This window comes from Chroococcidiopsis cubana SAG 39.79 (genome assembly GCF_003991895.1).
GTDB classification, from domain to species: Bacteria; Cyanobacteriota; Cyanobacteriia; order Cyanobacteriales; family Chroococcidiopsidaceae; genus Chroococcidiopsis; species Chroococcidiopsis thermalis.
On the sequence record NZ_RSCK01000193.1, the window covers coordinates 289 to 5,115 of the forward strand.

3 protein-coding genes are annotated in these 4,827 nt (G+C 40.4%); all 3 read left to right on the forward strand.

Going from position 1 to position 4,827, the window contains the following annotated elements:
• Nucleotides 1-1,939 (forward strand): thioester reductase domain-containing protein (locus DSM107010_RS36730; protein WP_127025329.1); only part of this gene is annotated, 1,939 nt, incomplete at its 5' end.
• Between the two features lie 208 nt (nucleotides 1,940-2,147).
• Nucleotides 2,148-3,242: a class I SAM-dependent methyltransferase gene (locus tag DSM107010_RS36735; RefSeq protein WP_106170460.1), complete on the forward strand. Its 1,095-nt coding sequence runs from the start codon at nucleotides 2,148-2,150 to the stop codon at nucleotides 3,240-3,242.
• Nucleotides 3,243-3,391: 149 nt separating this feature from the next.
• Nucleotides 3,392-4,827: NHL repeat-containing protein (locus DSM107010_RS36740; protein ID WP_127025327.1), on the forward strand; the 1,436-nt coding region annotated here is incomplete at its 3' end.

Genomic DNA, 4,827 nt, shown 5'->3' on the forward strand with positions numbered 1-4,827 from the left:
ATATTTAAACAACCCTGAAGCGACTGCAAAAGTCATTGATGCCGATGGTTGGTTTCACACTGGTGATGTAGCTTATGTAGATGAAGATGGCTATTTTTACATAGTTGACCGGATTAAAGAGTTAATTAAATACAACGGATATCCGATCGCGCCAGCAGAACTAGAGGCTGTATTGTTATCCCATCCAGCAGTAGCTGATGCTGCTGTCATTCCCAGTCCCCATCCCAGCACGGGTGAAGTTCCCAAGGGTTTTGTTGTCCTCAATAGCGTTGCTACTACTGAGGAAATTATGGAATTTGCAGCAGGGCTTGTCGCACCACATAAAAGAATTCGGCGGTTGGAAATTGTCGATAAAATTCCTAAATCAGCTTCGGGTAAAATTTTGCGTCGGCTTTTAGTGCAACGAGAAATAGCAAATGTAAAAGAAAAACCGCCAGAAACTCATTTGACTCAAAATTTGCAGTTGCTTCAACAATTAGCATCTGTCTCCGACGAAACAAAACGCCAAGAACTTTTGATTAATTACACTAAAGGAAAAGTGGTCAAAGTTTTAGGATTAGATGAAACCCAAAATTTAAGTTTACAAAAGCCTCTTAATGAAATGGGTTTCAATTCTCTGAGCAATATCGACTTGAAAAACCAGATCGATACCGAACTTGGTGTGAACTTACCTATAGAATTTTTGTTGTCAGGGTCAAGCATTCAGCAATTAGTAAATATATTGCTCGAACAACTAACATCAAAAAACACTACAACTAACGACACTCTAGATTTAGAAACCGAGGTAATTTTAGACCAAACAATCTACCCAGAACATAATTATGACTCATTGAATTCCGAACCAAAAGCTATTTTCCTCACAGGAGCGACGGGATTTTTAGGAGCTTTTTTACTGCAAGAGCTGCTACAACAGACTCAAGCCGAGATTTATTGCTTAGTTCGCGCTACCGATCGCGATTCTGCTCGTAGCAAAATCCAAAATAATTTAGAAAAATATGGGATTTGGCAAGATACTTTTCGTGGCAGAGTTATTCCAGTTTTAGGCGATTTATCTAAATTTCAGTTGGGGTTGTCAACTGAAGATTTTCAAAAAATTGCTAGTCAAGTTGATGTAATTTATCATAGTGCCGCTTGGCTGAATTATGTTTATCCCTACCATGCTTTAAAGCCTAGCAATGTTTTGGGGACGCAAGAAATTTTCCGCTTGGCAAGTTTTGGTAAAGTTAAGCCAGTACATCATATTTCTACCGTTGCTGTTTTTGAGTCATCTTTTTATTGGGGAAAAACAGTTAGCGAATCAGACCCGCTTGCTCATAGCGATGGAATGAAACTTTCTTATTCTCAAAGTAAATGGGTTGCAGAAAAATTAGCTCAAATAGCACGCGATCGAGGTATTCCCGTTTCTATCTACAGACCACCCTTTATTTCCGGTCACAGTCAAACAGGTGCTTGGTATACTGATGATGTGATTTGTCGAACGATCGCAGGTTGCATCCAATTGGGTTGTATGACTGGTATAACTGACATGTTGGATTTATCTCCTGTTGATTATGTTAGCAAAAGTATTGTCTATTTATCAAAACAACGCGAAGCTCTTGGTAGCTCGTTTCATTTAAACAATCCTCAACCTATTTCTTGGAATCAGCTAACTGATTTTATTCGTTCTTCAGGCTATCCTATCCAGCATGTTTCTTATCAAGACTGGCAGACACAGCTTAGCAACCAAGCGCGATCGCGAACGAATCCTTTATATCCTCTTTTGCCTTTCTTTCTCAAAAATTCGAGCAAGCATCAACAAGCTAGAGAACCGAAAATTAGCTGTCAAGCAACGCAGACTGCACTAGCAAAAAGTGCAATTATTTGTCCTCCAGTAGATCCTAAATTGCTGAATACCTATTTTGACTACTTTATTCATAGTGGTTTTTTGGATGCGAAATGATGAACATCGAACTTTCAAGAAACATAATAGAAGCTATAAAATCTCGCATGACAGCCAGGATGGTACAGATGACAACTACACCTCACCTCGTAACTCGAAACTCCAATAAGGCAAAAAAAATCTAAAAAAAATATTACTCAAAGATTGCAGAGACTATCTCATATCTCATGAGTGTTTGATGAATTCATCGAGTTCAGCAAACACTTTTATGTTACATAACACCAAAACCAGCAAACTAGGTTCTGTTGCAAAAATCGGTACTAACCTGACTTATCAGGCTTTTCAACAAGGCAAAAATTACTTCAGCTTAGCTCACAATTTAAGTGCGCTGTTGCTCCGCCTAACTACTTCTCCGTTTGAATTGAAAAGCAAACGACTACCTTTAGAAGTGATAGGAAAAATTCAAACAAGACGAAATCAACTGCTAGAAACAGATTGGCAGGATGCCGAACGCAGTATATATCCCGCAAGCTTGCTCTTTGATAATCCTTGGAAAGACTTTTTACGCTACTATCCCATGATCTGGTTAGATATGCCATCAACCTGGAACCGAGCCGAACGGAAGCAATATGAGGATTTTTCACCAGAAATAGACACTACTGGCTATCCCGATTATTACAGACAAACCTTCCATCATCAGACTGATGGCTACTTAAGCGATCGCTCAGCCAATCTTTATGACTTGCAAGTTGAACTTCTCTTTAGTGGTACAACCGATGCAATGCGGCGACGAATTTTATCACCGTTGAAACAAGGATTAAAAGCTTTTAATTCAGTTTCACCACAGCAAATTCGAGTTTTAGATGTGGCTTGTGGTACTGGTAGAACAATCAAATTAACTCGCGCTGCTTTGCCTCAAGCATCCCTGTATGGCACAGATTTATCACCTGCATACTTGCGTAAAGCAGAGCAATTGCTGTCTCAAAATTCTGGAGAACTACCGCAACTTCTACAAGCTAATGCTGAAGAATTACCATACCAAGATAACTATTTTCATGCTATAACTTGTGTTTTTCTCTTGCATGAGCTACCAGTAATGGCACGTCAAAGAGTAATTGAGCAATGTTTCCGAGTCATTCAGCCAGGCGGAACATTTATTATCTGTGACTCAATTCAGGTTAAAGATTCTCCTGAGATGATACCCGCGATGGAATATTTCCATGACACATTCCACGAACCCTACTACAAACATTACATTACTGATGATTTAGTAGAACGTTTGGAAAAAGCTGGTTTCCAAAATATTTCAACGCAAGTGCATTTTTTGAGTAAATACTTAATCGCACGTAAAGCATCTGTATAGGGGCAGTCGTAGAAAAGTTGCAAGAAATGAGAACGATTAATTCTCAAAATGAATCAGATGAAAAATAATTCACCTTAACGAATCTGCTTGAATATTGGGTCGCTAAAGAGTATTCTACAAGCAACACTTAATCATCAATCGTGTCACTCATGACGAAATGGTTCGATCGCAAATATTGGCGGTGGGGACTGCTGTTAATTAGCAATTTTTTTCTACTCCACGCAGGTTCGGTACAAGCAATTCCAGAAGTTTTAGTACCGCCATCACCCTTCAAGGGTTTGAATGGTTTGAGGTTTGATTCTACAGGACAGCTATACGTAGGCAGCGTAGCCGAGCAAACTCTATATAAGGTTGATGTAGCAACAGGTAAGTATGAGGTTTTTCTCAAGTCCCCTGATGGTCAAGCTGACGATTTTATTTTTACACCAAATGGTCAAATTTTGTACACCGCTTTACTCAGCAGTGAGGTAAGAACTTTTGACCTCCAAACCAACAAGGTAGCTACCATTGCCACTGGCATACCAGCTGTCGATCCGATCGCTCAAGATAAAAGCGATCGCATCTTCATCGGTCAAAGTCTTAGTTTAAAGAATACCGGACTCTATGAGCTTGACCCCACAGGGCAAAATTCCCCACGTTTGATTCTCAACCAACCAGGATTAAATGCTTTTGATTTTGGTAGTGATGGACTCTTGTACAGTCCGCTGCAGTTTACGGGAGAAATTATCAAAATTAATGTCGATACAGGTGCGATCGCACCAGTGGCATCGGGATTGAAGAGTCCAACTGCTGTTAAGTTTAATTCTAAAGGTGAATTATTTGCCCTAGATGCGGCAACTGGTGAAGTTGTGAAAGTCGATGTTGCAACAGGTCAAACAAAAGCGATCGCTCAGTTGCAACCAGGATTAGATAACCTCGCCTTTAGTCCTACCGATCTGTTATATGCCAGTAACTTTGTGGATAGCGATATTAACGAAGTTAATACGCAAACCGGTCGCGTCCGAAAAGTTGTAAATAGTGGAGGACTGACAGCACCAGGCGGACTCGCCGTTTATGACAATTCGCTTTACATCGCCGATACGAATTCCTATCGAATTTTGGATCGAAAAACCGGACGCATACAACAAACGATTCGCAGTATTGTTACACCCGTGCAAAATCCTCTAACTGTCTCGGTGAATGACTCAAATGCAATTGTTAGTAGTTGGTTTGCTGGCGCTGTGCAGCGATTGAATCGAGCAACGGGAGCAGTACTTAATACCTATACGGGCTTTGGCGTACCGTATGATGCAATTGAGCTAAAGAATGGCAGTATCGTAGTCGCTGATTGTGCTTTGGGTCAGTTGACTCAGATTGTAGATCCAGCAGATACTAACAGACGCACGGTAGCAAAAGGTTTAGCTTGTCCCACAGGCTTAGCTCTAGTGAATAATTCTACCGTTTTAGTGACAGAGTTTTCGAGCAACTCTCTCTCGCGGGTCGATTTAAAGACGGGACAGCGTAGTGTTATAGCACTACGCATATACATTAGGACACTGTTTGAAAGCAGCATCGACACAATCACGAAAACTATCAAATTCATTCC

What these genes read in the sequence shown, in the direction of transcription:
- DSM107010_RS36735 (WP_106170460.1), top strand. Translation starts at nt 2,148, where the DNA reads ATGTTACATAACACCAAAACCAGCAAACTAGGTTCTGTTGCAAAAATC.